The organism is Streptomyces sp. NPDC058092, assembly GCF_042884935.1.
Lineage (GTDB): Bacteria > Actinomycetota > Actinomycetes > Streptomycetales > Streptomycetaceae > Streptomyces.
Window position 1 is genome coordinate 17,412 of sequence record NZ_JBHVSY010000002.1, and the last position, 24,365, is coordinate 41,776.

18 protein-coding genes and 2 pseudogenes are annotated in these 24,365 nt (G+C 69.9%); 11 read left to right on the forward strand and 9 right to left on the reverse strand.

The features are described 5' to 3' along the window. Positions 1–4 precede the first annotated feature (4 nt). The 3 genes from ACFVV1_RS03815 to ACFVV1_RS03825 are packed head-to-tail and all read right to left on the reverse strand — an operon-like array spanning position 5 to position 3,876. The gene (locus ACFVV1_RS03815; RefSeq protein ID WP_389984022.1) at positions 5–1,990 is read right to left on the reverse strand and encodes a hypothetical protein; all 1,986 of its coding nucleotides are present in this window, start codon (positions 1,988–1,990) and stop codon (positions 5–7) included. Next, the gene (locus ACFVV1_RS03820) at positions 1,987–3,141 is read right to left on the reverse strand and encodes a purine phosphorylase (RefSeq protein ID WP_389984025.1); all 1,155 of its coding nucleotides are present in this window, start codon (positions 3,139–3,141) and stop codon (positions 1,987–1,989) included. The genes ACFVV1_RS03815 and ACFVV1_RS03820 overlap by 4 nt, the downstream gene beginning before the upstream one ends. Next, positions 3,142–3,876: an NUDIX domain-containing protein gene (locus ACFVV1_RS03825; protein WP_389984028.1), complete on the reverse strand. Its 735-nt coding sequence runs from the start codon at positions 3,874–3,876 to the stop codon at positions 3,142–3,144. Between the two features lie 144 nt (positions 3,877–4,020). Here ACFVV1_RS03825 and ACFVV1_RS03830 point away from each other — a divergent pair, with 144 nt between their 5' ends. Next, positions 4,021–4,812 (forward strand): GNAT family N-acetyltransferase, encoded by a 792-nt coding sequence (locus ACFVV1_RS03830; protein ID WP_389984031.1) that lies wholly within the window; start codon positions 4,021–4,023, stop codon positions 4,810–4,812. Positions 4,813–4,826: 14 nt separating this feature from the next. Here ACFVV1_RS03830 and ACFVV1_RS03835 read toward each other — a convergent pair. Together ACFVV1_RS03835 and ACFVV1_RS03840 are read right to left on the reverse strand one after the other, a co-directional pair. Beyond that, positions 4,827–5,057 (reverse strand): annotated as a pseudogene (locus ACFVV1_RS03835) (IS5/IS1182 family transposase); the annotation flags it as partial. Beyond that, on the reverse strand, positions 5,058–5,540 hold the full coding sequence (locus ACFVV1_RS03840) for a hypothetical protein (RefSeq protein WP_389984034.1): 483 nt from the start codon (positions 5,538–5,540) through the stop codon (positions 5,058–5,060). Between the two features lie 395 nt (positions 5,541–5,935). On the opposite strand from ACFVV1_RS03840, the gene ACFVV1_RS03845 reads away from it, so the two are divergent. Beyond that, positions 5,936–8,707, forward strand: a complete 2,772-nt coding sequence (locus tag ACFVV1_RS03845; protein ID WP_389984037.1) for a hypothetical protein — start codon at positions 5,936–5,938, stop codon at positions 8,705–8,707. A 267-nt stretch (positions 8,708–8,974) separates the two neighbouring features. Beyond that, positions 8,975–9,133 (forward strand): annotated as a pseudogene (locus tag ACFVV1_RS03850) (alpha/beta hydrolase); the annotation flags it as partial. 41 nt (positions 9,134–9,174) lie between these two features. Here the strand turns inward: ACFVV1_RS03850 and ACFVV1_RS03855 are convergent. The 3 genes from ACFVV1_RS03855 to ACFVV1_RS03865 all read right to left on the reverse strand — a co-directional run bounded on the left by ACFVV1_RS03855 (position 9,175) and on the right by ACFVV1_RS03865 (position 13,591). Then, positions 9,175–10,584: an oxygenase MpaB family protein gene (locus tag ACFVV1_RS03855; RefSeq protein ID WP_389985098.1), complete on the reverse strand. Its 1,410-nt coding sequence runs from the start codon at positions 10,582–10,584 to the stop codon at positions 9,175–9,177. Between the two features lie 98 nt (positions 10,585–10,682). Beyond that, positions 10,683–11,486: a polyprenyl diphosphate synthase gene (gene uppS, locus ACFVV1_RS03860; protein WP_389984040.1), complete on the reverse strand. Its 804-nt coding sequence runs from the start codon at positions 11,484–11,486 to the stop codon at positions 10,683–10,685. A 908-nt stretch (positions 11,487–12,394) separates the two neighbouring features. Continuing rightward, positions 12,395–13,591, reverse strand: a complete 1,197-nt coding sequence (locus ACFVV1_RS03865) for a serine hydrolase domain-containing protein (protein WP_389984043.1) — start codon at positions 13,589–13,591, stop codon at positions 12,395–12,397. 140 nt (positions 13,592–13,731) lie between these two features. On the opposite strand from ACFVV1_RS03865, the gene ACFVV1_RS03870 reads away from it, so the two are divergent. The 8 genes from ACFVV1_RS03870 to ACFVV1_RS03905 all read left to right on the forward strand — a co-directional run bounded on the left by ACFVV1_RS03870 (position 13,732) and on the right by ACFVV1_RS03905 (position 23,466). Then, complete coding sequence (locus ACFVV1_RS03870) at positions 13,732–14,973, forward strand: sensor histidine kinase (RefSeq protein WP_389984046.1); 1,242 nt, start codon at positions 13,732–13,734, stop codon at positions 14,971–14,973. Positions 14,974–14,996: 23 nt separating this feature from the next. Beyond that, positions 14,997–15,677 (forward strand): response regulator, encoded by a 681-nt coding sequence (locus ACFVV1_RS03875; RefSeq protein ID WP_389985101.1) that lies wholly within the window; start codon positions 14,997–14,999, stop codon positions 15,675–15,677. Between the two features lie 117 nt (positions 15,678–15,794). Then, the gene (locus ACFVV1_RS03880) at positions 15,795–16,688 is read left to right on the forward strand and encodes a phosphorothioated DNA-binding restriction endonuclease (RefSeq protein WP_389984049.1); all 894 of its coding nucleotides are present in this window, start codon (positions 15,795–15,797) and stop codon (positions 16,686–16,688) included. Positions 16,689–17,213: 525 nt separating this feature from the next. Next, on the forward strand, positions 17,214–17,465 hold the full coding sequence (locus tag ACFVV1_RS03885; RefSeq protein ID WP_389984052.1) for a ferredoxin: 252 nt from the start codon (positions 17,214–17,216) through the stop codon (positions 17,463–17,465). After that, positions 17,455–18,846, forward strand: a complete 1,392-nt coding sequence (locus ACFVV1_RS03890) for an NAD(P)/FAD-dependent oxidoreductase (protein ID WP_389984056.1) — start codon at positions 17,455–17,457, stop codon at positions 18,844–18,846. The genes ACFVV1_RS03885 and ACFVV1_RS03890 overlap by 11 nt, the downstream gene beginning before the upstream one ends. A 103-nt stretch (positions 18,847–18,949) precedes the next feature. Next, positions 18,950–20,191 (forward strand): cytochrome P450, encoded by a 1,242-nt coding sequence (locus tag ACFVV1_RS03895; protein ID WP_389984058.1) that lies wholly within the window; start codon positions 18,950–18,952, stop codon positions 20,189–20,191. 36 nt (positions 20,192–20,227) lie between these two features. Beyond that, on the forward strand, positions 20,228–21,913 hold the full coding sequence (locus ACFVV1_RS03900; protein ID WP_389984061.1) for a PucR family transcriptional regulator: 1,686 nt from the start codon (positions 20,228–20,230) through the stop codon (positions 21,911–21,913). 209 nt (positions 21,914–22,122) lie between these two features. Continuing rightward, on the forward strand, positions 22,123–23,466 hold the full coding sequence (locus ACFVV1_RS03905; protein WP_389984064.1) for a diaminopimelate decarboxylase: 1,344 nt from the start codon (positions 22,123–22,125) through the stop codon (positions 23,464–23,466). Positions 23,467–23,530: 64 nt separating this feature from the next. On the opposite strand, the gene ACFVV1_RS03910 is transcribed toward ACFVV1_RS03905, so the two are convergent. Next, on the reverse strand, positions 23,531–24,325 hold the full coding sequence (locus tag ACFVV1_RS03910; protein ID WP_389984067.1) for an SAM-dependent methyltransferase: 795 nt from the start codon (positions 24,323–24,325) through the stop codon (positions 23,531–23,533). Positions 24,326–24,365 lie beyond the last annotated feature (40 nt).

The window sequence follows — 24,365 nt, forward strand, 5'->3', positions numbered from 1 at the left end:
AAACTCAGTCGGCAGCGATGAAGGATGGCGGGTTGTTGGGGTTGTTTCGTTCGATCCAGCCCTTTCCTTCTGCTGCGATTCCCTCCAGGAGACGAAATGTGTGGATGAAACCAGCCGAATTAAGGTTCATTTCGGAGATTTCCTGAGCATTTTCGTCGGGAGCGAGTTGATGCGTATCGGCGTCTTTGACTCGGATGTTCCTGGCAGGTCCGTTGGTCAGGATCAGTTCCAGGTCGTAGCCGACATTGGCGCGCTCAGTGACGTGTACGGAGGACAGTGCGTCGAACCGGTAGTTGCTTCGCTGCTCGTTCGTTCGTGTCGCGTCCGTGAAGTCGTATTCGGTGTTGATTTCACGGACACCATCCTGTGTAACCAGGAACAAACGGAGGATGTAGCGCGAGTACCGCCAAGGACCACCCTTTTCCCGTCCACGCTTGTAGGGGCGCGCAGGTGTCATCAGGATGGTGTGGGCGATGATGTTGCGCCAACTGAGTTGGTAGTGGCGCAACGCTTCGTCGACAAACAGGGTTTTGTCGCAGGTGAGCCAGGTCTCCATTTCCAACTCAGTGGGCCGCGTGGTGTCCAAGAAGGTCTTCCATTGCTGATACGCCGCTTGTCGCGCACTCACGCGCTCATGATATTCGTGGGCTTCTTCGGCGTATCGGCGCTCTTCGCTACGCATATGTAGCCACGACAACGCCGCTGTACGTCCGGCCCAGACTGCACCGACTATGGCGAGGAGCGCCAGTAGCACATGGGACGGGCCAGCCGCTACGACCATGGTCACGATCAGAGCCAGGGTTGTAATACCGAGGGCAATGAAGGCGATAACGCAGATAGCCTTTATTCTCACCGGTGCCCGGTATTGCTGGCGATGGTCGACCAAAGTCCCGCTGTTGAAGCGGTCTCGGGCATCCTGAGCCAGGTAGCGAATCAGCCAGTTGACCCGGTCCACACCGATTCTGCTCTCGCGGTAGAGAAGCGAGATCTCCACGGCTAGGCTATTACGGATGTCAGCGGTATGAACGAGCCATTGGTGCGGGGCAAACCCAACCGGCACGCGGGTGCTGAAGTAGTGGTCGAAGGAATGGCGGACGCCGTTGGTGAACCCGTCTCCCGCGAAGGCAACATTGCTCCTTTGCGCGGTGTGGTACTCCTGGTTCTTGGCTTTCAGCCGGTGCTCCTGGTACCACCATTGCTGGCCGAATCGTGCGGCAGTGAAGCCGGCTCCAAGCGCCACCAGCAACTCGACGACTGCCGCGGCCGGAGCCGCTACCAGTGCCGAGATCCAGAGGAACCCGGTGGCGACGGTGAACAGGCCGACGCAGGCAGCGATGCCTGCCCGGGCGTCGGCAGTGGTGTTCGCCTTGGGCGGGAGCGCCCGTGGCCCAATGGGTTCGGGCTCGAAATAGGCCCAGACCCGTTGGGCACGATCGTTGCCGAAGCGGGAGGTCTCAGCCAGCTCGCGGGTTACCGCCCACAAGCTGTCTTTCATCCCTCCGGTGAGCACGAGGTCGAGATGGTGGAGGATCGGGTCACGCTGGCGAGGTGGCAGCTCTCGCAGCCGCTTCAGTACAGGTCCGGTTTCGCCGTCCGTGTCGCTGAGAATCGCCAGCAGTTCGAAGGCGATATAAAGGGCAGTTCTCCACACTCCGTCGGCGTAGGTCCGTACGAGTTCGGAGGCCTGGTGCAGTCGCTGGAGTTCTTCGGCGCTGAGGTCGTGGTAGGCGCGTTTACTGAGCATGGCAAGTACCCAGTGGAAACGGACCTCCGCATCGTCGTATCTGTGGGCGATGGCGTCACTGATCATGTCGCGAGCACGACTGGGTACGCCGTCCTCCAGGTACCGCACACCAACCTTGTACTTCTCCTGGGGCGATGCTTCCGGATTGATGAAGTACACGTTGGAGTTGTGCACGGTCTCGGCCTGGATACCGACGGTGGAGTCGTATGCGGCCGAATTGTGCGTGAAGCTGGTGCCATCGGTCATGACAACCCACCCACCGCAACGATCAGCGGTGCCAGCCTGGCTGCCGGCTCGGAAAGGTCAGCGATCAGACCGCGTAACCTCTTGAGTGCGATGGTCACCCTCTTCGGTGACTCGGGAGCGTTCTCCCGTGCCGCTTGGCTGGCGGTGTCCAGCTCGGCTTGCGCCTCTTGGTAGGTGTCGTCGTCGAGGGCGCCCTCAGCGTGGTGACGCTTCAGGTGCTCACGGAAGCTGTCCAGTTCCGCGACCAGGTCCGCCAGACTGGATAACTTGGGATTCGCGTTCATGTAGACGTTGCTTCCGGTGACTGAGCCAGCCATGATCCCAACGGTGCTGGAACGGGCGGTGTTGCGGACGTGTTCTCTGAGACTGTCGGCCCTGTTGTCCTGGGACATTGCGATCTGCTCCTGTTCTCCGATCAGTTCCGCGGCCAGCCGCGTGGCGAAGGCTGCCGCGTTCGCTGCGGCCTGTGGTTGCCATTTACGGTCCTCCGCGCTGCTTTTCGAACCGTCCGCCCGGTCGCTGATGCCGCGGATGATGGCGACCGGTGACCCATTGAGATGGCCGGCCTGTGCCACGCCGGCGGCTTCCATTTCGATCGCGAGCGCGTCGTTGTAGTGCTGCCGGATCCACTCTGCCTCGGCGGAAATCCGCGAGTTCTGTACGACCTCACCGGCAGCGATCGCACCGAGATGCACCTGCGGCGCGTTCCTGTCACCAGGCATGTCGTCGACCCAGTCGCTTGTGCGTGCCAGATACGAGCCAAGCTGGCTGATGCCGTGCGCCGCCTCCCACACCCGGGGACGCGCCTTGAGTCCGTCGTCCTCGCTGGTCCCACCGTGGTAGGCGTACACGTGCGTAGCCATCACCACGTCGCCCAGCCTGGTGGTATCCCAAAGGGCACCGGCGACACCGACGAACAACACAGCCACCGGCGAGAACTCCTGAATCGCGCGCTCCGCGAGCACTGCGGCGGGATGATTCCCTTTGTTCGTCAGGCCGAGCGCCACACGACATGACGTGCCCGGCACGGTCCCCACCTCGAACCGCGTGCCACGCTCATGACGGTGCACCTGTGGACCGGCCAGTCTCCGACGCAAGGCCTTGTACTCGAGATTGAGGGCGGTGAGCATCACCACTAGGTCTTTCGGCATCTATTCTTCCTCTTCCTCTTCCGTCGTGGACGGCACAGGTCGGATCAGTGGTGGGGACAACACCGTCCTCGGCCCGGCCCGGAACAGCCGCGCGGGGCGACCTCCCGTGGTCCTGCTTCCCGAGCCGACGGGGACGATGAACCCCTTCACCGCCTGGACTTTCCGGTAGAAATTACGGGTGTCGAGCTCGGTGCCCCACACCGCTTCGTATACCTGCTGCAACTCGGCGATGGTGAACAGCTCTCCGCAGAAGGCCGTGGCCAGCGCCGAGAACTCAAGCTTCGTACGCGCGCGTTCGATCCCGTCCGCCACGATCCGGCTGTGATCAAAAGCCAGCCTCACCTGCCCGGACGCGACGGTGTCCGCAGGAACCCACGAAGCACCCATGGCATCCGTCCCCGCGACCGGCTCAGGAAGTCCTGGTGCGATCGCCAAGTGGGCCACGGAAACAACTCGCCCCCGCGGATCACGGCCCGCATCTCCGTAGATGGCCAACTGCTCAAGATGCAACCGCCCAGCATCCAGCGCGGTTTCCTCACCCAACTCGCGGTGCGCGGCGTCCAGGATCGCCTCACCAACATGATTGAGGAAACCCCCAGGCAGCGCCAGCATGCCCGGAAATGGCTCCTCACCCCGTTCCACAAGCAGGACACACAGCCGGCCCTCACGCAGCGTCAAGATCACGAGATCAACCGCGAGCAGCACGGGAGGCGGTGCCCAGGAGTCAACTTCCATGTTTCTCACGGTACTTCAGTTGCTGTCATATTGACAAGAAGAAGGGGAAAGCGTCGGCTACCCAGGCATGACAGGGGTGAGATCTACCTGGTTCTGCGGCAAGCGTCGGGCCGATCTCTCGTCGAAGCCACAGTTCACGGTTCCGTGAAGCCCCGAACGCGCGGCCTGCTCCACCGGGACGCCCATGCCTTCCGCGACAACCGGCCCACCTACCGCATCGCCGAACCGCTGATCGGCTTCTACCACGCGATCACGCGACCGGTCTGGGACCAGCTCGAACGCCCCGGCAGTGCGACACGGGTCTGGCAGGCCAGCCGTCGCCGCTTCGTCAGCAATGCCCTCGGGCCCCATTTCGAGCAGGTCTGCCGCGGCTGGGCGCTGCATCACGCCGACCCCGAGCTCCTGGGCGGTCTGCCCGCACGCGTCGGACAAGGCATCGTCCACGACCCCAAGGCCCGCACCGGCCATGAGGTCGACGTGGCGGTCATCGGAATCGCGGACGGCGCCAAGTCGCCGCTACTGGCCATCGGGGAGGCCAAGTGGAACGACACCATGGGTGCTGCCTACATCGAGCGCCTACGGCACACCCGCGACCTCGTCGCTCTGGCGGGACGCTACGACACGAGCCGCACCCGCCTCATCTGCTTCAGTGGAGCAGGCTTCAACGACAAAGCCCACGCCAGCGTCGCGTACTGGGTGCTCCCGGCCGCCCGCGGTGCCGGCGTGGCCTCCGGTGCCCTCGCCGCGCTCACTGCCTGGGCCCTGTATGAGATCGGCTTCCACCGCCTGGAGCTGGACCACTCGACGCGCAACACAGGATCCTGCAGAGTCGCCATAAAATCCGGCTACCTACTGGAAGGCACCAAGCGCAGCGCTGCGGTGCATGACGACGGCCGGCACGACATGCACCTGCACGCCCGCATCCGGGGCGATTGAGCCTGACCGGTCTCTTACGTGCGGAGCCATAGAACGACTGCGGCGGCGGTCGAGGCGCCGAGGTACACGCCCACAGCCCGGAACTGCTTGAGCTTGTTGATCGCCCGCTCAACGACGTTGCGTTTCCTGTACCGGTCGGTGTCGAAGCTTGGCGGCCGTCCGCCGCCGCGTCCGCGCCGGACCCTGTCGGCTTGCTGGTCCCTCTTCTCCGGAATGGTGTGTGGGATGCCGCGGCGACGCACGTACTAGTAGCCGCGCATCGCGGTGCTGTAGACGTACAGGGCGATCACACCGGCGACGCAGGCGAGGATCACCCATGAACCGAAACTGGTGTGTTTCCCCCTGCCTTTGGACCGCGCGGCCTTCCCGGACTGATTGGACCGCTTGGACCGCTTGGACCGCCCGGGCGCTGCCCGTCCCGGCGCGACCGGCTCCACATCGGCCGCCGCCTCGGCGAGCAGGCGACGGCAGGTCGCGGCGAGCATGCCTGTACCGACGGAGAGGGGCACCACGGCCTCCGAACGCGCCGGAGCGGTGGTGCCGCCGTCCAGGATGCGCCCCGCGCGTACGAGGACCTCGTCCCGGCCGCCCGCCGGAGCGAGGCTGATCCACCGCCGTACATGCTCACCCCGGATGACCACACCGCCGGACCGCTCCCGGTACACGGTGTGTTCCCGCCACAATATCTCCGCCAACTCCCCGGCGGTGTCCCTCAGTTGTGCGCTCACAACCCCTCCCCCTCCGCCCTGCGGCGAATCGAACAAGCATCGCACTCTAGCGGCAGGCGCAGAGCGGGGGTCCAGCAGAGCGGGGGTCCAACAGTCCCCCCAGCGGCCGTGCCCGCCCCCGGGCACGGATCCAGTACTACGGGCACACATCAGCCTGGCCAGCAAAACGGCCGCCGCTCCGGGCCAGGATCCTTCGATCGGCGGACCGGCCCCATGACTCCCGTCCGGTTCCTCTTCGTCTCCTTGTTCGGCTCCTGTGTGGCTCCGGTCAGATTCCTGTCAGGTTCCCGAGGTGGGACAACCGGTGACGACACGTCACCCTCTCCCCGGTGCGGGGGGGTGCTCCTGGGATTCCTGGGGCGCTGAAGCACGACCAACGACGAGGAGACACCATCGTGAGACAGGTCTCACGCGCGCTGACGGCTGCCTTGGCGGCCGTGGCGCTGGCGGCGGGTGCGTCAGGGCCGGCGCACGCGCAACCTGCCGCCGAGTCCATACCCGGCGCGCCGCCGGGCGCCTCCGGGGAGCGGCTGCCGGAGGGGTGGCGTGTCGAGGGCGGGGAGCTGATCTGGAGCTCGCCCGAGCCCGTGGGCATGGGCGGCGCCCTGGTCGAGTTCCGCTCGGGGGAGCGGACCCTCGGCGTCCCGAAGCCCTCCCCCGACCAACGCACCTTCCGGCTCCGCCTCGGCGGGGCGAGGGTCGGACCGGTGAGCGAACTCCAGGTGGTCGCCGGTTCGCGGCGGCTGGACGCGGCAGGGGCTGACCAGGCACCCGGTCAGCGGCGCTCGTCGGCCGCGGCGGCGCCCGAGGACCCGTTCCCCGTCAACCCGGTCGACCCCGGTGTCGCCGGTAGGTACCGCACCATCAGCGGTGAGTACGTCCTGAAGTCGGTGAGGCTGCCGGGCTACGCCGAGCCCGTGGAGATGCGCGCCACGGTCGTCGGCCCGACGGACGCGCCGGGGAAGCGACCGCTGGCGCTCTTCCTCCACGGCCGCAGCGCCACCTGCTACGAGCCCGGCAAGAACAGCGCGGGCATGCAGTGGCCGTGCAAGCCGGGCGACAAGGCGGTCCCGAGCTACCGCGGCTTCCTGCACGACCAGAAGCGCCTGGCATCCCAGGGCTATGTGACGGTTTCCATCTCCGCGAACGGTGTCAACGCGCAGGACGGCCGCACGGCCGACTTCGGGGCGCAAGCCCGTTCGTCCCTGGTGCGCCGGCACCTCGCCCGCTGGGCGGAGTGGGGCGCGAACCCCGCGAAGGCCCCCGCGGCCGTGCGCGCGACGGAGCCCGCGGACCTCTCGAAGGTGCTCCTGGTCGGCCACTCCCGGGGCGGCGAGGGCGTCAACCGGGCGGCTCTCGACAGCGTCTCCCCGCCGCCGCCCGCCGAGGACGGCTACCGGGGGCCGGTGGGCTGGCGGATCCGCGGCACCGTCCTGATCGGCCCCACTGTCTTCGGCCAGAACCCCACGCCCGACGTGCCCTCCATGACCATCCTGCCGGGCTGTGACGGCGATGTGAGCGATCTTCAGGGCCAGATCTACCTCGACGGCACCCGGGGCATCGGCCGGGGCACGGCGCTGCACAGCGCGGTGTACATGGTCGGCGCCAACCACAACTTCTTCAACACGGAGTGGACGCCCGGCCAGGCCGAGGCCCCGGCCGCCGACGACTTCTGGGACGACAAGAACAACCCGGACCCGGTCTGCTCGGCACGGGCCGAGACCCGGCTGAGCGCCAAGCAGCAGCAGACGGCGGGCACCACCTACATCGCCGCCGCCGCGCGGCTCTTCCTCGCGGGCGACGACCGGGTCCGCCCGCTGCTCGACGGCTCCGACCGGCGCGCGCCCTCGGCCGGCCCCGCCCGGGTGCTGACCCACGCCGTCGGCGGCAACCGCACCCCGGCGATCCGCCCCGACGACCCGCTCTCGGTGACGAACGGGCGCGTGTGCCGGCAGATCACGACGAGCACCGCCCGGGCCTGCAGGCCGGACTCCGAACCCGGTAGGTCGCCGCACTTCGCGTCCTGGGCGGACACCACCAGTGAGCCGGGCCGCAACGCGGTCACGGCCCGCTGGGCCAAGCCGGGCACCCCGGTCCGGCTGACGCCGGAGCGCGCCTTCTCGCTGGCGGGCTCCGACGCGCTCGCCCTGCGGGTGATGGTGCCGCCGAACACCCGGGACACCCGGCTCGACGTCGCCCTCACCGACACCTCCGGCAAGCGGGTGAGGCTCGGTCAGGTCACCGTCGACGGCCTTCCCGGCTCCGACTCGACGGCCGCGCACTGGGCGCGTGAGGTCCGCGTCCCGCTGAAGGCCGCCGTCAGCGCCGGTGTCGACCTGAAGCGGACGCAGTCGCTGGAGCTCACCCCACGCAGCAGCTCCGGCGAGCTCTGGTTGATGGACGCCTGGGGCTGGCGCCCCGGCACCCCGGCGGTACGCCCCGTCGCGCTCCCGCGTGTCGACATCGGCAGGCTGACGGTCAAGGAGGGCGACTCCGGCACCCGCACCTACCGCGTGCCCGTCCGGGTCACCGGCAAGGGCACCGGCGTGATCAAGCTCGCCGTCCGCGACCCGGAGACCTACAAGTCCACCGTCCGCACCGTGACGGTGAAGGCCGGTGGCTCCGTGGGCGTGTCGATCACGGTCAAGGGCAACTCCCGCTACAACTACGACCTCCGCCACGAGGTCGCGGCCAAGGCCATGCGCGGCACGGCGGTCGGCGGCGCCTTCGGGGGCGTGCTCGTCGAGAACGACGACCCCATGCCCACGGTCACCGTGACCCCGGTCGCCGACTCGGTCACCGAGGGCCAGAAGCTCACCTGGAAGGTGGAGCTCTCCCAGCCCGCCGACACCGGCATCGAGACGCGGTTCGACCTCCTGCCGGTGCGCGAGGGCACGGAGCTGTCCACGAAGGACGTCGACGAGGAGTGGCTCTCCGGGCTCGGCGAGGCCGCCGACCCGGAGCGGCCCCTGTCCACGGACAGTCCCTCCCTCTGGGTGTCCGTCCCCAAGGGCGGGACGAGCACCGAAGTGTCCGTGCCCACGGTCACCGACGCGCTGACCGAGTCGGAGGAGTCCCTGCGGATGCAGGTGTACATCCTCAAGGAGGACGAGTGGTTGGAGGGCCCCCTCCTCACGGGGAAGGTCACGGACGCGCGCCAGGGCTGACGCCCGGGGTCCACGTCCCGCGCTGACGGTGCCTGAGCGCACCACCTGGACGATGGCACCGGCCCCCGCCACGGGGACCGGTGCCATCGGCGTGAGGGGGCCACGCGGGGGCCACGGAAACCCGCTTCCCCCTCGACGGCCACTGCGGCTCCCGCCGGGGCGACGGGCAGGAATGGCGCCGGGACCGGACTCGACCGCTACTACCAGCAGAATCTCAGCTGGGGTAGCTGTGCCGAAGGCCCCGACGACACGATGGGCCGCGACCTGGACAGGGCCGCCCCACGCGACCCCGAGGTCTACTGGCGAAACATCGAGCGCAACCGCGCGAAGTACCCGCGGTTTGCCCCGCTGACCAACAACATCAGCCCATGCGCCTTTTGGGACCGGCCCCGCGAGGAACCCACCACGGTGCGCCGCACGCCTCCCTGGTCCTGTTCTCGCAGCGGCCCCTGCCGAGCCCGGGGGTCCTACGCGTCGGCGAGCAGTGGGTCATAAGCGGTCGAGCGCCGGCGGCCCGACATGAAGGAGAGAAAGTCCTTCACGAACGCGCTGCGGGAGTACCTTGCGTCGGCGTCGGCCACCATGCGCCGGAACCCGGTCCGGAACAGGGTCCGGTACTCGTCCGCGTCGATGAACTGGTTGCCGTCCGCGTCGGTGACGTCGAAGAGCACTTCGGCGACCCTGATCAGCGCGGGCCCGGCGAGGGAGGGGACAGCGGCGGCGTACTCCTCCTTGCTGATGCGGCCGTCACCGTCGATGTCGAGGGCCGCCTGGAGTTCCCTCCACCACTCGGCATACGCGTTGTAGAGCCTGGTCTCCTCCGGTTCGTCCAGAGCAAGGCGGGAGGACAACTCCCGTGCCATGGCGGCGAGATCGGGCCAGTCCAGGTAGCCGTCGCCGGTCTGGTCAAGCACCGCGGTGAAGAATTCGTCAGCGCTCCGCTGCGACCCGGTTCCCTCGGCGGGACCGTGCTGCACGGAAAACGGCGTGACCAGCCGGAACAGGGCGCCGGCCTGCTTCATCCGGCCGCGCAGCGCGGTGAGCGTCGCGGCTTGAGGGACGTCGCTGTCCGAGGACAGGTAGAGCAGGCTGGTGAGGCCCTCGACCCGGAGCCAGTTGTCGGGCAAAAAGCGCGCCAGGCCGACAGCCACGTAGACGCTTTGCATCAGCGTCTGGGCGCCAGGAATTTCGGGCAGACCCGCCCGTCGGCGGAAGGGCTCGGGGAGGGACGCCACCGTGATCGTGCCGATGACCGGGCCTGCGAGCGCGCGGCCCGCCGCCCATACGGTGGGCAGGCCGTCCAGCAGGGGCGGTGCCGGGAGATGGTCGAAGAGCTTGTAGAGGATGATGCGCAGCGCCTCCGTGTCCTCCAGTTCCTCCTGGACCATGTGGTCGTAGTACTGCCAGAACTCCTGCAACGTGGGAGGCAGATGGCCGACCCCATCCCCCAAGACTGCGAGGAATGCCTGGTATTCGGCGTAGAGCCGTTCCATGGAGGTCTGGTCGAGCGGCTGCCCGCTCAGTCGGCACATGGTGACGGAGCTCTCGAAGAGGGTCGCGACCACCCAGGCGCGGACCTGGGGGTCCATCGCGTCGTAGGGCCGGTCCTGTGCGTCGGTGCCGCTCAGCCGCGCGTGCAGGCGGTTGAGCCGCGCCGCCTCCCTTTGCCGCTCGTGATCGTCGGTGCCGAACATGCGCTGCAGGCTCACGAGGGTGTTGCGCAGCCGTCGCCACGGGTGCGCGACGAACGTCGAGTTGTCGATCAGGGCCGCGCCGATCTGCGGGTGGGCGGCCTCCAATACCGTGGCCCTGACCATGGCCAGTGCCCAGCGCGGATCGTTGAAGAACCGGTGGAACTGCGAGTCTGGACCGAACAGAGATCCGGACGGTGCTTCGGGGGTCGGCCGCGCGGGGTCACCGTGGTGATCGGTGGCTCCGGAACGCGTGCGCCTGGGGCTGCTGCTGCCTGTGTCCGTCACGGGTGAGGTTCCCCGTTCGCGTGCGGCGTCACACCGCCGAAGCGGCGATTGCGTTGCTGGTAGGCGTGCAGGCACTCCACGAAGTGCGGCGCACGGAAGTCGGGCCAGAGCACCGGCGGGAAGATCCACTCGGCGTAGGCCACCTGCCAGAGCATGAAGTTGGAGATCCGCTGTTCGCCGGACGTCCGGATGACGAGGTCCACATCGGGCGTGTCGGAAAAGGGCAGGTGAGCGGCGAAATGCTGCTCGTCGACGGCATCGGCCGGTACCCCGCTGCGGATGAGGGACCGTGCCGCCTCGACGATGTCCCTGCGTCCGCCGTGGTCGAACGCCACGGTCAGCGTCATGCCCCGGTTCGTGTTGGTCAGCGTCATCAGGTCGGCGAAGTCCCGGGCCAGCGGCCCGGGGATCCTCGGGTCCGCCACTCCGAGGAACCGGCAGCGGATGCCGCGCGCGTGCAGCAACGGGGCGTGTTTGCGTACTACGCGGCGCACCAGTCGCATCAGGAAGTCGACCTCGCTGCTCGGGCGTCGCCAGTTCTCGGTGGAGAACGCGTACAGGCTCAGCCACTCCACTCCCGACGTCCGCGCCGCCTCGATGACGTCGATCACCGTTGATTCCGCTGCCCGGTGACCCGACGTACGCGGTAAGGACCGCCGTGCCGCCCACCGGCCGTTCCCGTCCATCACGCACGCGACATGGCGCGGCACCCCCCTGTGCCGGTCCTCACCGGTTGGGCAACGCAGATGTGTATGGACCGACGACGAGGCAGAAGTGCCGCCCGCTCGTTCAACCGTCATCCGTGCTCCCCCGGCTGCCGCAACACAGTCCCCTTCCGCATCGCCCCCACCCGCCGGTCGCAGCGCCTCCCGGCCGCAAAGCACCGCCGTAGTAGACCCGGACAGTGCCCTGCTGTGTCAGGGCTCTGCTGAGCGCGTTGCGCATCCACCGGAAACCTGTCGAGTCTGCGGACGAGTTTCGCTCCCGCAAGCGGCGGACCGGCCTGCTCCGCGGACGAACCCAGGGGATCCTCCGCCGCAGCCACTCAGATCGACACTCAGCAGAGTGCCGGTACCTGGCCCCGGACACATCTCAATCTCCACATATTCACCTGTAGTGCGTCAGTACGATTTAACGACCTCATGGCCGAGCCTTGACCGGAATGGGGTAGGCCCAGACGCTTCGACACCGCCGGCACCCGACTCCTCTGTTTCGGCCGAGCCGGTTCCAGCGACAAGGCCCAGCGGCGGCGCCCGAAGCTCGACCGGCATTCACCTGATCGTCCTGCTCACGCTCCGTAGGCAAAGCCGAGGAAACCGGAACACGGCCGGTCCATGGTTGCAGTTCTGGTTGCATTCGCCGCTGTTCACCGGCGTCCGGGCAGTATCGAATACGCCGATCCGCCCCAGGTCGGAACGCTCCCGGCCGACCCCGAACCACCGGACGAACCTTTGGAAAGCGTGTTGGGGGCAACCCCTCACGAGTTCGAATCCCGAATCCTCCGCCATTGCTCTCACCGGGCAGTACGTCGAAGGCCGTGCCACGTGGATCTACGCCTTCCAGGATCAACAGGATCCATCGTCAGGTGTGTCCACACCACAGGGGCCACCTCAGGTGACGATGTGCGGCTGTGCGCACACATGAGGCCGATGGGCCCGACGTCATGTCGGGCCCATCGGTCGTCTTCACGGAACGCCCTCGGCGGGGTTCAGCGGCACAGGGCGGTGTCCACGGCGCGTTCGAGATTCCTCCGGCCCGCCTCGTCGGTGAGCTGCATGGTGACCGCGACGTTGGTGGCGCGGCCGTCGTCGGTGGCGCCGCCCCGGGTCTCGTACCCCGGGAAGCTGCCGCCGTGGCCCCAGGAGAGGCCGCCGCACGGCAGCGGCCTGCTGACGAGTCCAAGTCCGTAGCGGGCGCCGGGGCCGAAGGTCGCTTCGGCGGGGACGGTGGAGCGCATCTGGGCGAGCTGGGCCGAGGGCAGGAGGCGGCCGGCCAGGAGTGCGCTGAAGAAGCGGTTGAGGTCGGAGCTGGTGGAGACCATCTGGCCTGCCGCCCAGCCCCAGGAGGGGTCGATCTCCGTGATGTCGCGCAGCGGCGCGTCCGCCGATTCCCGGTAGTAGCCGTGGGGGTGGGGCTCCCGGATGCTCGCGTCACCGGGGGCGGGGAAGTAGGTGTGGCGCAGCCCGGCGCGTCGGACGACGCGCCGGTCGATCTCCTCGGCCAGGGGGCGGCCGGTCACCTTCTGGACGATCAGGCCGGCGAGCACGTAGTTGGTGTTGCTGTACTTCCAACTCTTCCCGGGGGCGAAGTCGGCCGGGTGCTGGAGGGCTGTGGCGAGCAGTTCGCGGGGGGCGTAGTACCGGACGTCGTCCCCGAGGTAGTTGCTGTAGTTGGGGAGTCCGCTGGTCTGCTGCAGGAGCTGGCGGACGGTGATGCGCCGTCCGTTGATCCCCTTCCCGCGGACGAGGCCGGGCAGGTAGGTGTCGACGGAGGCGTCCAGGTCCACCCTCCGCTCCGCGACGAGCTGGAGGACGACGACCGCGACGAAGGTCTTGGTGTTGCTGCCGATCCGCACCTGCCCGTCGACGGGTACCGGTGCGCCGGTGGCCAGGTTTCCGAGCCCTGCGGTGTAGGTCCGGGTGCGGCCGTCACGGTCCTTGACGCTCGCCAGCGCGGCGGGCATCCCGTCGTCGCGCACCAGCGCGTTCAGGGCCTGCTGGACGGCGTCCGGCCTGGCTGCGGCAGCAGCGGAGGCGGCGGAATCGGAGGCGGCGGCGGGCGGGGCGAGGGCGCCCAGCGTCATGACGCCGATGGCCACCGCGGCCGCGGCCGACACGGCTCGTCGCCGCCTGCCGCCCTGCTGCCGGGTCGAGGAACGAAGGTCCTGCCGGATCCGAGCACGCATAAATCAACTCCTGGGGAATCGTTTGGTCAAGGCACGATCCTGGTTTCCAGGGCCCTCTGGCCGCATCGCGGGAAGGCGGGAGAAATCGCTCCCCCGATCGGGGGAGGCTGCCGGTGGGCTGCCCGGCAATACTGGCGACCGTGATCAGGGGAATTCGGCCGCTGCTGCGCGGCTCCACGTATTCGGGTGTGCTGTTCGCCTATTGCGGCGCGCTGGCGAGCCTTCCGCTGCTGCCTTTCGCCCTGTTGCCGGCGCTGTCGTGGCGATCCGCACCCGAGAGCGTGCAGATCGTCCTGGTCCTGCTGGTCTGGGCGGTACTGGTCGGCGTGGTCGGACTGGCGCGCCCCGTACGGCGGGCGCTGGTCGTGTCCGCCCGCCGGCTGCTGCGGGTGCCGCTGCCGAATCCGGTGGCCGGTCGCCGGACCTCCGGTTCACCCGGCCTCGACCGCTGGCGGACCCCGCTGTGGCTGGTGCTGCACGTGGCCGTCGGGTGGACGGGGGCGCTGGCGAGCGGGGTGCTGTTCATCATGGGCCTCTCCCTGCCCGGGAACTGGCTCGGCGGAGAGGCGCGGGCGAGTCTGTTCGGCACGTCGGTCCGGGTGTCGGGCGGGTGGAGCTGGGTGGTGGCGGCCGTGTGCATCCTGCTGGCGGTGGCCGTCTGCGTACTGGTGACGAAGGCCCTGCGGTGGTCGGCGCCACGGCTGCTGGGGCCGTCGGCGGCCGAACGGCTCGCGCTGGCTGCCGAGCGGGAACTGCTGCTGGCCGAACGCAACCGGATTGCCCACGAGTTGCACGACTCGATCGGGCACACGCTGACGGCGGCCACCATCCAGGCGGCGGTGGCGGGCGAGGTGCTCTCCGCCGACCCGGCGGCGGCGCGGGCCGCCATGCGCAGCATCGAGGAGTCGACGCGGGCCGCGCTGGAGGACCTGGACTACGTACTCGGAGTGCTGCGCGAGGAACAGTCGGGGACGGCGCCGGCCCGGACCCTGGCCGACCTCCCCGAGCTGCTCGACCGCCTGCGGCACGCGGGGGCGGTGGTGGAACCGGAGCTGTCGGGCGATTTCACGCAGGTGCAGGGGACGCTCTCCCGGGCGGCGTACCGGATCCTCCAGGAGGGGCTGACGAACGCGCTGCGCCACGGGGCGGGCGGCCCGATCGAGGTCAGGGTGGCGGCCGGGCCGGACGGACTGGATCTCACGGTGGTCAACCGGACCGGGGCACGGACGGGCCCGGGCCCGGGTGCCTTCCCGACCTCCGGCCACGGTCTGCCCGGACTGGCCGAGCGCGTCCGGCTGCTGCACGGTGAGTTCCAGGCCGGCCCGGACGGGACGCAGCACTGGCGGCTGACCGTCCGGCTGCCGGTACGGGTGTCGGCGTGAGTGGATCCGACGCGGGCGAAGGCATGGCCCTCCCCGCCGTCACCGGCCCCGCCGTCACCCTCCTGATCGCGGACGACGACGAGGTGACCCGCAGCGGCCTGCGCATACTGCTCGCCGCACAGCCGGGGATCACGGTGGTCGGCGAGGCCGCCGACGGCGTCGAGGCGGTCGAACGGGCGCGGAGCCTGCGGCCGGACGTGGTCCTGATGGACGTCCGGATGCCGCGTCGCAACGGGATCGAGGCCACCCGCCAACTGCTGGCCGAAGCGGCCGACCCGCCGAAGGTCGTGGTGATCACCACCTTCGAGAACGACGGCTACGTCACCGCCGCCCTCAGCGCGGGCGCCAGCGGCTTCGTCCTCAAGCGTCTCCCGGTCCGCCGGATCGCCGAGGCGGTCCGGGTGGCGGCGGCGGGCGAAGCGGTCCTCTTCCCGGCCGCACTGGGCCGCATGGTCGCCGCCCGCCCGCTGGGCTCCGCCGAGGCCCTGCCGCAGGCCGCCCTGACCGGCCGGGAGGAGGAGGTGCTGCGCCTGATGGCCACCGGGCTCTCCAATCCGGAGATCGCGGAGTCCCTCGTGGTGAGCCTGGAGACGGTCAAGACCCACGTCGGAAACGTGCTGACCAAGCTCGGCGCGCAGAACCGGACCCATGCGGTGGTGATCGCGTACGAGTCCGGCCTGATGGTCCCGGGCTTCGCCGGCTGACCATGTGGAAAGCGTCTTGGGCAGTACGTCGAAGGGCCCCACCGCTTGCGGTGGGGCCCTTCGACGTACTGCCCCCCGCTCCGGACAGGTCGTACGGCCGCACTACGATCGCCGGTCATGGACTGGCTGGAGCGCACAGCGAAGCTGAGGCAGTGGACCAGAAGCGGGGCGCGCGCTCCGCACAAGCCGCTGCTGTTCCTGTACGCCCTGGGCCGGTTCCAGCAGGATGCCGACGGCGAACTGCGCTACAGCGCAGTGGAGGAGGACCTGCAGCGGCTGCTGGCCGAGTACGGTCCGCCCAACAGGACGACGCCCGCGTACCCGTTCCACCATCTGGTGAGCGACGGGGTGTGGGAGGTACGGACCGACCGCGGAGCCGGCAGCCCCGGCAGCGGGGTACGGGAACTGCGTGCGGCGGGGGCCGCAGGGCGACTGGCGCCGGAACTGCGGGCAGCACTGCGGCGGGAGCCGTCGCTGCTCGGCCGGATGGCGCGGGTACTGCTCGACCTGAACTTCCCGGTCTCACTCCACGGCGACCTGTGCGAAGCGGTCGGCCTGGAACTGGAGCCGGCGGAGACCGAAGAGCTCTCGGCGGTGCGCAGACGCCGCAATCCGCGGATGCGCGAGCTGGTACTGACGGCCTACGAGTACCAGTGCGCCTTCTGTGGCTACGACGGCAGGATCGGCGCGGTGCCCGTCGGGTTGGAGGCCGCCCACGTGCGCTGGTGGGCATTCGGTGGCCCGGACGACGTCGACAACGGGCTCTGTCTGTGCTCGCTGCACCACAAGCTCTTCGACAAGGGCGTCCTCGGAGTCGGTGACGGCCACCGCATCCTGGTCTCCCAGCGCTTCGTCGGCCACAGCCCCGCCGCCCGCGAACACGTCATAGCGCTCGCGGGCCGTGCGCTCACCGGCCCTCAACCCGGGATCCGCCCCGTCGCCGCGGCCCACCGCTCCTGGCATACCAGCCAGGTCTTCCATGGCAGCCCACGCCCGGCCACGGCCGCCTGACCACCGGTCTCTTCGTCTCCGGTCGCTCGTCCGCGCGCCAACCGGTCGCCGTATACCGGTCCGGTCGCGGGATGCGCGGCACCCGCCTGGGGCTCCCGAGCGGGTTCGCCCTCCCCCGCGAAACAGCCCACACACATGCAGTCCCCGGTAGTCCTTCGGGGTTCCGTGAATCTCAGCCGTCGCTGAAAACTCCGGGATCGAGAGGATCTGCCGGGGGCCTGGCCAGAGCCGACGATTAGGTCACGCGGATCAGTGAACGTCTTCACCGACGGTGCGGCCTTCTCTGGTTTTCTGGTGTATTGATGATTTTCCTCACTATTCGAGCCAGGTCAAGGGGTTTGCACCCTCATTCCTGATAAATATCCCGATCTCCTGCACGCGGGGCCTGGTCCACGCCTTCTGTCGTCGACGCCCCGCGCGCTCCCGACAGGTGATCGATGACTCCATTGGTCCGCCATTGCTCGCCGATCCTGAACGGCGCTCGCAGGCTGAGGCGGGGGTACTCACAGGAAGGGCGGCCCCTTGATGAGGCTTGTCGTCGATCTCAACCGGTGTCAGGGGTACGCGCAGTGCGCCTTCCTCGCACCCGATGTCTTCGCCATGCACGGCGAAGAGGCGCTGTTGTACAACCCGCACGCCGACGAGACGCAGCGGGAGCAGGTGATGCGTGCCGCCACCGCGTGTCCGGTGCAGGCGATCCTGGTGGACGACCTGGACGACGCGTCGGGCGGGGCGGTACAAGGCGCCCTGCGAGAAGGGCTGTCCGGTGTCCGGTGACGGTGCAGGGTGGCTGAGGCGCGAGGGGCGGATCGTGATCGTCGGCGCCTCGCTCGCCGGTCTCCGGGCGGCGGAGACCCTGCGGAAGGAGGGCTTCGCCGGTTCGCTCACGCTGATCGGCGACGAGCCCCATGAACCGTACGACCGGCCGCCGCTCTCCAAGCAGGTCCTGCTGGGCCACGCCACCGCCGACCGCACCGTGCTGCCCCGGCGTATCGCCCTCGACGCGCACTGGCGGCTCGGTGTCGCCGCCACCGGGCTGGACATGGCGGCCAAGCGGGTGCGGCTGGCCGACGGGGACGAAGTGGAGTACGACCGGCTGCTGATCGCCACCGGCGTGCACGCCCGGCCCTGGCCGCACGAGACCGAGGCCGAACTGGACGGGGTCTTCGTACTGCGTACGCGTGATGACGCGGCCCGGTTGCAGCGGCGGCTGGCGGCGTCGCCGCGCCGGGTGCTCGTCATCGGCGCCGGATTCACCGGTTCGGAGATCGCGTCGGCCTGCCGCGAGCGCGGGCTGCCGGTGACCGTCGCCGAACGCGGCGCGGCGCCGCTCGTGGGGGCGCTCGGCGGAGTGATCGGCCGGGTGGCCGCGGAGCTGCAGCGCGAGCACGGCGTGGACCTGCGCTGCGGGATCATGGTCACGGGCCTGGAGGGCGACCCGGCGGGACGGCTGCGGCGCGCCCATCTGTCCGACGGCACCACCGTCGACGCGGATGTCGCGGTGGTCTCGCTCGGCGCGTCGCGGAACACCGAATGGCTGGCCGGGTCCGGGCTCGGCGCCGGCCCGCGCGGGATCGCCTGCGACGCCGGATGCCGGGCCTTCGACGTCAGCGGCATCGTGACCGACGACGTCTTCGTCGCCGGTGACGTGGCACGGTCCCCGCACGCGCTGTTCGGGTACCAGTTCCTGTCCCTCGAACACTGGGGCAATGCCGTCGCCCAGGCCGAGACCGCGGCGCACAACATGATCAGCAGCAGCTCGCAGCGCCGCCCGCACCTGTGGATGCCGGCCTTCTGGTCCGCCCAGTTCGGGGTCAACATCAAGTCGGTCGGCGTCCCGTCGCTGGGCGAGGAGATCATCGTCGCGCAGGGATCGCTCTCCGATCACCGCTTCACCTGCGTGTACGGATATCAGGACCGCGTGATCGCTGCCGTCACCTTCGACCAGACGAAGTGGCTGGAGTTCTACCAGCGGCAGATCGAGTCGGCTGCGCCGTTCCCGCCGGCCTACTCCTCGGTGGACCGCCGTCCCGAGGGTCTGCGGCCGGTCCCGGCCGAATTCCCGGATCCCTCCGTGCCCACCCACGGGCCGTCCGTCACCGTGAGCGGCTACTCACCGACCGACCAGCGGATCACCTTCACCCCCGCCCGGGCCTGACCGCCTGACCGCCCGACCACAGCCCGGAATGACCGGAAAGCCCGGAAGCCGGAGTACGGAGTGCCCGGAAGCCCGCTGTCCCACCGCCCACAAGGACGCCACCATGACGCACGACACACTCCTGCGGCAGATCCTGGACCACGCCAACCGCGCCGACCCCTACCCCCTGTACGCCGAACTCCGCAAAACGCCGGTGCTTCAGCAGGGGAACGATCTCTTCGTCGTCAGCACCTACTGGGAGATCAAGAGCCTGCTGCACGACCCGCGGATCAGCTCGGACCTCCGCAACCTCTCCCCCGGTGCCGCCGGCACGCTCCTCCAGGAAGAGGAGGCGTCGCCGCTGCCGCCCGCCTTCCTGAGACTCGATCCGCCCGAGCACGACCGGCTGCGCCGTATGTCGATGCGCCCGTTCGGGCCGCCGGAGTCCCCTCGGCGCGTCCACAGCATGCGGGGTGAACTGGACCGGATCGTCTCCGGCCTCATCGACGATTTCGGGGACCGGAACCAGGTCGACCTCGTCGACGACTTCTCGTATCCCTTCCCCGTCACCGTGATCTGCCGGCTGCTCGGGATTCCTCGCGAGGACGAGGCACGCTTCCACACGTGGGCCGACACCATCGCCGCCGGACTGGACCCGGACCCGGACCAGGACCCCGGCGAGCGGCGCCGCGTCAGCCAGGAGGCCCGCACAGAGCTGGGCGCGTATCTGTCCGGACTCGTCGACGAACGCAGCACCGCACCCGATGACGGCATGCTCTCCGCGCTGATCAACCAGCACAGCGGCACGGACGGGCAGATGACCCGGATGGAAGTGCTCAGCACGGCCGCGCTGCTCCTGATCGCCGGTCACGAGACCACGGTCAACCTCATCACCAACGGGATGCTCACCCTGCTCCGCAACCCCGACGTCCTGGAGCGGCTGCGGAACGACTCCGGGGTGGCCCTGCCGATCGTGGAGGAACTCCTGCGCTTCGAACCCCCCGTGCAGTTGCTTCCGCAGCGCACCACCCTCGCGGACATCGACATCGCCGGCACCACCATCCCCAGGGGCGCCTCCGTCTGGCTCGTCCTGGCCTCCGGCAACCGGGACCCGCAACGCTTCCCCGACCCCGACCGCTTCGACCCCGACCGGCAGGACAACCAGCACCTCGGCTTCGGCAGCGGCATCCACAACTGCTTCGGCGCGCCCCTCGCACGCCTGGAGACACAGCTCGCCCTGACCGCGCTGGTCCGCAGGCTCGACGGCCCCCGGCTGGTGACGGACCCGCCCCCGTACCGCCAGAACGCCGTGCTGCGCGGCCCCCGCCACCTGGACATCGCGTTCGACGGGCTCCGCGCCCGGTAGTGGCTCACGTCGGGGACCGCCGACCATGATGGGTGGATGCCTGCGGATGAACCGGACCGGCACGATGTGTGGCCCTCGCTGGAGCAGCTTCTCGGGCTGATCGCACCCGGGATGCTCGATGTCGTCGTGGCGCCGCGTGGTACCGGCGTGCCGGTGGCCGACGTGGTGCTGCACGATCCCGGCGAGGAACGGGACGACGATGCCTGGGCGGCTCCCGGGGCGATCCTCCTCGCGGTCGGGGTGGAGGTCGCCTCGCCCGACGCGATCGACGTGCTGCGCGACGCGGAGCGGGCCGGGGCCGTGGCCGTGGTGCTGCGACGGGGCGGTCGCGGGCCGCGGACGGCGCTGGTGGAGGCGGCCGGCCAGGGCCGTACGGCGTTGCTGACCCGGCGGCCGGAGCAGCGGTGGGCGGAGGTGCTCGGTCAGTTGCGGACGGCTCTGGTGCACAGCGCCCCCGCCCGGTGCGCCGGGGCAGCCGGGGCAGCCGGGTCGGACGGCGCGGACGGGGTGGACGGGGTGGACGGGCTGCGGCTCGGCGACCTTTCGGGGCTGGCCAATACCGTGGCGGACCTGGTCGGCGGTGCGATCACGATCGAGGATCCGCAGTCGCGGGTGCTGGCGTACTCGCGGATGGACCACGAGCCCGATCCGATGCGGCGGCTGACGATCCTGGGTCAGGAGGTCCCTCGCTGGCGGGTCGTCGAACTCCGCGAGAGCGGCTTCTTCCAGGCGCTCTGGGGCACCGACGACGTGGTGCGGCGCCCCGCCGACGCGCGGTCCGCCGAGCGGCTGGCCATCGCGGTGCGCCACGGGTCCGAGGTGCTCGGGTCCATCTGGGCCGCCGCCGACGGCCGGCCGCTCGCCGAGGACGCGGTGGCGGCACTGCGCACGGCGGCCCGGGCCGCCGTGCCCCACCTCTCCCACCACCGGACGTGGGGCCGGGCCGCGGCCGGAGCGCGCGAGGAGGCGGTGCACGCGCTCCTGAAGGGGAGCGTCCGGGCCGCGCACGATGTCGGCGTCGCGCCGGGCCGCCCGTACGCGGTGCTGGTCGCCGAGGCGCACGACAGCCGGGAATCCGGTGCGGCCTCCGCCGCCGGACAGCGGGTGCTGGATGTACTCGCGCTGCGGGCCGCCGCGTACCGGCCCGGATGCGTGACCGCGCGGTCCGGGCGGCGGCTGTACGTCCTGGTGCCCGCCGGGGACGGGGAGGCCGATCCGGCGCGCACCCTGCTGGCGACGGTCCGCTCGGTGCCGCGCAGTGTGGTGTTCGCGGGCGTCGGGCCGGTGGTGGCGGACCTGTCGGGGCTGCCCGCGTCGCGCGAGGCCGCGGAGCTGGTGGTGCGGGTGCTGCGGGAGCGGGCCGCCACGCTGCCGGCCGCCGAGGTGGTGTCGGCGGTGGCGGGGTACGCGGAGGTGGGCGCCGACGCGGCGCTGCTGCGGTTGCTCGACGGGGTGGAGCCGTTGTGGGAGTCGCTGGCGGGGCCGGTGCACGCGATGGTGGAGCACGACCGGGTGCACGGTTCGCAGTACGGCGATTCGGTCGCCGCCCACCTGGACGCGTTCGGGGACACGGGCAGGGCCGCGCAACGCCTCAATGTGCACCCCAACACCTTGCGGTACCGGCTGCGCCGGGCCCGGGACCTGTTCGGCGTGGATCTGGCCGACCCCACCGTGCGGCTGCTGGCGGACATCGGTCTGCGGCTCGCCCGGCGGGCCGGCTGAGGACGGGCCCGCCGGGCGACCATGGTGATCGTTCCGCTGTCGGACGGCACAGCCGAACCGGTCCCGCGTGGTCGCCCATGACGAAGACATACCGGGCCTCGCGCACCCAAACTGTGCGGGACGGCCTGCCGCTCACGCACCGAAGCTGTGCGGGACGGCCTGCCGCTCGGCGGGCGCAGTGCACGACCGACCTACGGAGTGTGGTTCAGGTGACTTCCGGTTCGGCTCATCAGCGCGGCAGCGCCCGTGAAGCGGCGCTGGCACGTGCCGTCGAGGACGGGCTGCTCGGCCCCGGCGCACCCCTCGTCGGCCTCCTGGACGTCGACGGTGTGCTGGCCGCGGTGGACGCGCTGAACGAGGCGTTCGAGGGACCGGCGACCGTGCACCACACGTTCGCGGCCAAGGCGTGCGGCCTGGTACCGGTGCTCCGGCTGCTCGCGGATGCGGGGATGGGCTGCGAGGTGGCCTCGCCCGGTGAGCTGGAACAGGCCCTGGCGGCCGGATTCCCGTACGACCGGCTGGTCTTCGACAGCCCGGCGAAGACCGTCGAGGAGCTGGAGCCGGCCCTCGCCCATGGCATCGCGATCAACCTGGACAACTTCCAGGAGCTGGCCCGGGTGGACCGCCTGCTGGCCGGCCGGGAACCCGCCGGACCGATCGGGCTGCGGGTCAACCCGCAGGTGGGGGCGGGCGCCATCGGTGCGATGAGCACCGCGACGGCGACCTCGAAGTTCGGTGTCGCGCTGCGCGATCCGGGGGCCGTCGACGCGGTGATCGACGCCTTCGCGCGCCGGCCCTGGCTCAACCGGCTGCACGCGCACGTCGGTTCCCAGGGCTGCCCGCTGCCGCTCATCGCCCAGGGCATCCGCGCCGCCTACGAACTGGCCGAACGCATCAACGCACAGCTGGGCCACGCCCGGATCACCGGGCTCGACATCGGCGGCGGCCTGCCCGTGAACTTCGCCGGCGAGGACGACCGGCCGACGTACGCCGACTACGTCGCCGAACTCCGCAGCGCCGTACCCGGGCTGTTCGACGGCCGCTACACCCTGGTCACGGAGTTCGGACGCTCCCTGCTCGCCAAGAGCGGAACGATCGGAACGGTCGTCGAATACACCAAGTCCGCCGGGGGACGGCAGATCGCCGTCACGCACGCGGGGGCTCAGGTCGCCGCCCGTACCGTGTTCATGCCCGAATCCTGGCCGCTGCGCGTCGGGGTCTTCGACGCCTCGGGCCACCCCAAGCAGGGCCCGACCGAGATCGTCGACATCGCGGGTCCCTGCTGCTTCGCCGGGGACCTCACCGCGTCCGGGCGCGAGCTTCCCGTCATCGAGCCCGGCGACGTGGTGGCGCTGTACGACACCGGGGCGTACTACTTCTCGTCGCACTTCTCGTACAACTCGCTGCCCCGGCCCGCTGTTTACGGCTATCGGACCGGCACCGACGGACGGGTGCGGTTCGCGCTCGTGCGGGAGGCGCAGAGTGTGCGCGAGGTCGTCGAGGAGAGCGGTCTCGCACACGCGGACGCGCTGGTCGGCCTGGGCACGGAGTGACGCCGGAACCCCGGCGCGGGGCCTGGTCCCGGCGCGGGGCCCGGCCCCGTGGCGCCCGCCCGGGTCAGCGGACCCGCGCCACCCCGACGTACACGCCATTGGGCTCGTACTCCGGAGCCTCGGTGTCCTTGTACCACTCGGGGCCCGACACCAGTCCGGGGGCCACGAATTCGAGCCCCTCGAAGAACCGCTCGACCTGGGCGCGGTTACGGGCGAGCAGCGTCATGCCACCCTCCCGGTACGTACCGCTGATCCGGTCCGTCAGCTCGGCCGGCAGGAAATCCGCGGTGCCGTGCGAAAGCATCAGGTAGCTGCCGGACGGCAGGGCGTCGACCAGGGTCCGGGTGATGCCGTACGGGTCCTCCTCGTCCGCCATGAAGTGCATGAGCGCGATGAGTGACAGCGCGACGGGCCTGCTGAAGTCCAGGATCTCGCGGGCGTGTCCGAGGATCGTCTCCGGGTCGCGGACGTCCGCCTCGATGTACGAGGTGGCGCCCTCCGGTGTGCTGGTCAGCAGGGCTTCGGCGTGACGCAGGACGATCGGGTCGTTGTCGGTGTACACGACCCTGGCCGCCGGGTCGACCGCCTGGACGACCTGGTGCAGGTTCGGCTCGGTGGGGATGCCGGTTCCTATGTCGAGGAACTGGTCGACGCCCGTCCCGGCCACCCAGGCCGATGCGCGGTGCATGAACGCCCGGTTCAACCGGCAGGCCTGCCGGGCCACTTCGGGGAGCTTCTCGCCGACCTCCTGGTCGACGAGGTAGTTGTCCTTGCCGCCCAGGAGGTAGTCGTACACCCGTGCCGGGTGCGGCCTGCTGGTGTCGATCCGGGACGCGGCCGTATCTGAACCTGCGGTCATGAAGGACTCCGATCACGGGGAACGCCGCCGAGCGGGCCGT

What these genes read in the sequence shown, in the direction of transcription:
- ACFVV1_RS03815 (WP_389984022.1), bottom strand. Translation starts at nt 1,990, where the DNA reads ATGACCGATGGCACCAGCTTCACGCACAATTCGGCCGCATACGACTCC.
- ACFVV1_RS03820 (WP_389984025.1), bottom strand. Translation starts at nt 3,141, where the DNA reads ATGCCGAAAGACCTAGTGGTGATGCTCACCGCCCTCAATCTCGAGTAC.
- ACFVV1_RS03825 (WP_389984028.1), bottom strand. Translation starts at nt 3,876, where the DNA reads ATGGAAGTTGACTCCTGGGCACCGCCTCCCGTGCTGCTCGCGGTTGAT.
- uppS (WP_389984040.1), bottom strand. Translation starts at nt 11,486, where the DNA reads ATGACGGTTGAACGAGCGGGCGGCACTTCTGCCTCGTCGTCGGTCCAT.
- ACFVV1_RS03865 (WP_389984043.1), bottom strand. Translation starts at nt 13,591, where the DNA reads ATGCGTGCTCGGATCCGGCAGGACCTTCGTTCCTCGACCCGGCAGCAG.
- ACFVV1_RS03875 (WP_389985101.1), top strand. Translation starts at nt 14,997, where the DNA reads ATGGCCCTCCCCGCCGTCACCGGCCCCGCCGTCACCCTCCTGATCGCG.
- ACFVV1_RS03880 (WP_389984049.1), top strand. Translation starts at nt 15,795, where the DNA reads ATGGACTGGCTGGAGCGCACAGCGAAGCTGAGGCAGTGGACCAGAAGC.
- ACFVV1_RS03885 (WP_389984052.1), top strand. Translation starts at nt 17,214, where the DNA reads ATGAGGCTTGTCGTCGATCTCAACCGGTGTCAGGGGTACGCGCAGTGC.
- ACFVV1_RS03895 (WP_389984058.1), top strand. Translation starts at nt 18,950, where the DNA reads ATGACGCACGACACACTCCTGCGGCAGATCCTGGACCACGCCAACCGC.
- ACFVV1_RS03900 (WP_389984061.1), top strand. Translation starts at nt 20,228, where the DNA reads ATGCCTGCGGATGAACCGGACCGGCACGATGTGTGGCCCTCGCTGGAG.
- ACFVV1_RS03910 (WP_389984067.1), bottom strand. Translation starts at nt 24,325, where the DNA reads ATGACCGCAGGTTCAGATACGGCCGCGTCCCGGATCGACACCAGCAGG.